This window comes from Mesorhizobium sp. M7A.F.Ca.CA.002.09.1.1 (assembly GCF_003998555.1).
Taxonomy (GTDB): domain Bacteria; phylum Pseudomonadota; class Alphaproteobacteria; order Rhizobiales; family Rhizobiaceae; genus Mesorhizobium; species Mesorhizobium ciceri.
The window spans coordinates 1-3,760 of the sequence record NZ_RZRR01000567.1 but is presented as its reverse complement, the minus strand read 5'-3'; the positions used below and the strand labels follow the sequence as shown (position 1 = coordinate 3,760).

Sequence of the window (3,760 nt, the reverse complement as noted above, 5' to 3'; positions counted from 1 at the left end):
CGATATCGTTGCGGCGTTGCGCCGCCTCAAGCAGGAGGATGGACCCGACCTGCTCATCCAGGGATCGGGCAACCTGATCCAAACGCTGCTCGCCAACGGGCTGATCGACGAGATCCGGCTGATGATCTTCCCGCTGTTGCTGGGCAAGGGCAAGCGGCTGTTCGGCGACAGCGCGATCCCGGCCGCCTTCAAGCTCATTAAGTCGCAGGCAACCGGCACCGGCGTCATCATGGCGACCTACGAACGCGCGGGCGAGGTCAAGGTCGGGTCGTTTGTCACGGGAGAGCCGTCGGAAGCCGAGCTCGAGCGGCGGAAGAACTGGAAGTAAGCAGGACCTGGGTTCCTCGCCCCACGATGAAAGATCGACCCGCCACTCGGTCGAGCTTCGCTCGACACCTCTCCCCGATCGACGGGGGAGAGGAACCCAAGTTCTGAGAAGCTTCAAGCAGCGACTGGTCGCCGCGCCAGCCCTTCCCGTATATGCCGTGCGAATTCCTGCGCCGCGGGCCCTACCCCATGCCTCGGCAGATGCAGGTTGATGGCAAAATTCGGCAGCGGCGGCAGGCCGGACTCCGATCGCAATATGTCGAGATCGGCTGGCACCGTGGAGGCCAGCCAGGTGGTGACGGCGAGGTCGGAGCGCACCGTCGCGGTCGTCGCGTCGATGTTGCCGTTCTCGAACACGGTGCGCCACTCCAGCCCATGCTCACCGAGCGCCGCCAACACAGCCGGCCGGAAAGCGCAGGTGTCGGCGACGATCGAGACCGGCAGCGGCCGCTTGGCGCGGGCAACGCCGCCCTTGGCACCGACCCAGACCAGCCGGTCAACGACGAGGCATTCGCCGGCCGACGGGCCGGCGCATTCCTCGATCACGGCAAGGTCGATGGTCCCGGCCGCAAGGGCAGCAGTCAATTCTGGCGACGAGGCGCAGACCAGCGATATCTCGACCTGCGGATAGGTCTCGGCATAGGTCTTCAGCACCGGCGCCAGCAAGGTGCCGACAAGGTCGTAGGGCACGCCGAGCCGCACCTGGCCGGCCACCGGGCTCCCAGCCATTTCGGCCCAGATCTCGTCATTCAAGGCCAGCAGCCGCTTGCCCCTGCCGAACAGCTGTTCACCGGCGCGCGTCAGCCGCAAGCCGCGCCGGTCGCGCTCGAAGAGGCTCGAGCCGAACGCCTCCTCCAGCCGTTTGACCTGCTGGCTGACAGCACCTTGCGTCAGGTGCAGTGCATTGGCCGCCGCTGTCATGCTGGCCTTGTCGGCGACGGTGATAAAGGTGCGGATCAGCGCCATGTCGAGATTTCGGATCATGGTTGGCATTATGCTTGCTAATGTCAACCATAGCAAACATTGCATTTACTGAAGTTCGTGCGCAGCTACGATGGCAGCCCTCCCACCGAGGACGCCGCATGCTCGAGCCCATTTTCCCGCTCATCCTGTTTGCCATCGTCGCCACCACCACGCCCGGCATCGCCACGACCCTGTCGACCGCGTCCGGCGCGCAGTTCGGCTTTCGCCGTTCCGTGCCTTTGCTGGTCGGCAGCGCCGCCGGCCTCGCCACCGTCACGGGTGCCGCTGCCGCCGGGCTTGCCGGCCTGCTGCTCGCCGTGCCCTCGCTGCAACTGGCGATGAAGGTCACCGGCTCACTTTATCTCGTCTGGCTGGCGATCAAGATCGGCCGCAGCGGACCGCCTAATCTGGATGTGAGCATGGCCAGGCCGAACAGCTTTCTCGGCGGCGCCGGCATTCAATGGATGAACCCGAAGGGATGGGCGATGGGACTGGGCGCCGCGGCGTCGTTCGCGGCATTGGCCAGCGGACCGATGCAGCTCGCGCTGCTGCTCGGCGCCACTTTCGGCCTCGCGGCCGCCGCCTCGCTGTCACTGTGGTGCGTGGCCGGCATGGTGCTGGCGCGGCTGCTCAAGACCGAATGGCAATGGCGCGCGCTCAACGTCGTGTTGGCGCTGGTACTGGCCGCCTCGATCATTCCGATGTGGCGGTCGGTGTAAAGCGCTCAAGCCAAAACCCGCGCCAGCCCCCCACCCTGACCTTCGGTCCGACCTCCCCACAAGGGGGAGGTGGGGAGTCCAGCTTTTCGCACCCCACAAGACCATTGTCGCATGGGCGGACAAGCCGCGTCCCCAACCTTCCCCCTTATGGGGGTCCGAAGGACGGGCGAGACCCGTGGCTCGCCCCGGCAAGTCGCTGCGAAGCAGCGGGGTGGGGGTCCTGGTTCGCAAAGCGAACCAGCCTCTCAAACTTCAAACCCCGTAACGCGCCGCCGGCTTGTCGGCGTGCAGGCTGCCGTAGAAGGCTTGCCGGGCGCCGAGGAATGTGTCGAGCTTGGCCGCATCGGCAAGCGCGGGCACGGTGACCGCCTCGCCTTTGGCCAAGCCGACAAGTGCGGCATCGACCATGTCGTCGGCGGTCATGATGATCTCCTTCGGAACGTTGGCGATATCGGTGCCGGCAAGTTCCCAGAAATCGGTCCGGGTCGCGCCCGGCAGCACCACCTGCACCTTCACATTGGTGCCCTCAACCTCACGGTGCAGGGCTTCGGTGAAGTTGACCACATAAGCTTTGGTGCCGCTGTAGATGCCGCCGAAGGAGGTGTCGAAGGCGAGCACCGAGGCGATGTTGACGATGCCGCCGCGGTTGCGTGCCAAAAGCCCCGGCAGCACGGCGCGGGTTAGACGCGTCAAGGCGATGGTGTTGACCTTGATCATGCGCTCGGCCGCGTCGACATCGGCGGTGGCCACGACGGCCTGGCCGCCGATGCCGGCATTGTTGACCAGCAGTGTGATGCTCTCGTCGGCTGTTACAGCTTGCTCGACGCGGCGCACATCATCGTCGTTTGCAAGATCGGCGCTGATCACGCCGACCTTGCGGCTATAGGTCTGGCGCAGCTTCCCGGCCAGTTCCTCCAGCCGGTCGGCGCGCCGCGCCACCAGCACCAGATCGTAGCCCTGCCCGGCCAGCCGGTCGGCATAGACCGCGCCGATGCCCGACGAAGCACCGGTGACGACCGCCGTGCCCTTGTTGCCCTGTCCACTCATTGTCCTGTTCCTTCTTCAACTGATCTTGTTCGTTTCGAATGACCCCCGGCACCGTGGCATCTGCCGCGCTGCCGGAAAGCCGCAAGATAGTGGCATATACCATTAATCGTGAAGTAGGCATATGCCACTATCTTGTCAATGAGACGGGCGGGGATTATTTGAGGGGAGCAGCCGGGCCTCATTCGCCGGCGCCAGGGACCATCATGTCAAAGGACAGCCTGCCCGGCCTCACGCTCTGCAACAACGCCGCGCTGCGCCGCGCGGCGCGCAAGCTCGGCAAGTTTTATGATGATGTGGTGGAGCCGTCAGGCCTCAAGGCGACGCAGCAGGGCCTGCTTTACCAGATCCATATGGGCGATGAGCCGGCGATGGGCGCCATCGCCACGTCGCTGATCATGGACCTGTCGGCGCTCGGCCATACGCTGAAACCGCTGATCCGCGACGGCTATGTCGAGACCTTCGCCGACCCGGAGGACCGCCGCGTCAAGCGTGTACGACTGACGCCAAAGGGCCTGGACAAGATCGAGGAAGCGATGAAACTGTGGCAAATCGCCCAGCAGCGTTTCGAGGATGTCGTCGGCAAGGACAAGGCCGAAGATTTGCGCGCGGCTCTGGATGAGATCGCCGCGCTGGATTTTGATCTGCCGCCGGCCACGCCCTAAGGCCAGCGTTTGCCAAAGACTCTACTCGGCAGGCATTTCTAC

Annotated in this window: 5 protein-coding genes; 3 read left to right on the top strand and 2 right to left on the bottom strand. The window is 64.9% G+C overall.

The window, feature by feature from the left end; translation table 11 throughout:
• Positions 1-328: dihydrofolate reductase family protein (locus EN994_RS22095; protein WP_164746070.1), on the top strand; the 328-nt coding region annotated here is incomplete at its 5' end.
• A 113-nt stretch (positions 329-441) separates the two neighbouring features.
• On the opposite strand, the gene EN994_RS22090 is transcribed toward EN994_RS22095, so the two are convergent.
• Positions 442-1,311, bottom strand: a complete 870-nt coding sequence (locus EN994_RS22090) for a LysR substrate-binding domain-containing protein (protein WP_082826693.1) — start codon at positions 1,309-1,311, stop codon at positions 442-444.
• A gap of 98 nt (positions 1,312-1,409) precedes the next feature.
• On the opposite strand from EN994_RS22090, the gene EN994_RS22085 reads away from it, so the two are divergent.
• Complete coding sequence (locus EN994_RS22085; RefSeq protein WP_063168790.1) at positions 1,410-2,009, top strand: LysE family translocator; 600 nt, start codon at positions 1,410-1,412, stop codon at positions 2,007-2,009.
• Positions 2,010-2,261: 252 nt separating this feature from the next.
• On the opposite strand, the gene EN994_RS22080 is transcribed toward EN994_RS22085, so the two are convergent.
• Complete coding sequence (locus EN994_RS22080) at positions 2,262-3,056, bottom strand: SDR family oxidoreductase (RefSeq protein WP_013530115.1); 795 nt, start codon at positions 3,054-3,056, stop codon at positions 2,262-2,264.
• Between the two features lie 203 nt (positions 3,057-3,259).
• Between EN994_RS22080 and EN994_RS22075 the strand changes: the two genes are divergently transcribed.
• A complete protein-coding gene (locus EN994_RS22075) occupies positions 3,260-3,718 on the top strand; it encodes a MarR family winged helix-turn-helix transcriptional regulator (RefSeq protein WP_024504123.1) in 459 nt (152 codons plus the stop codon).
• The last annotated feature ends 42 nt before the right edge of the window (positions 3,719-3,760 follow it).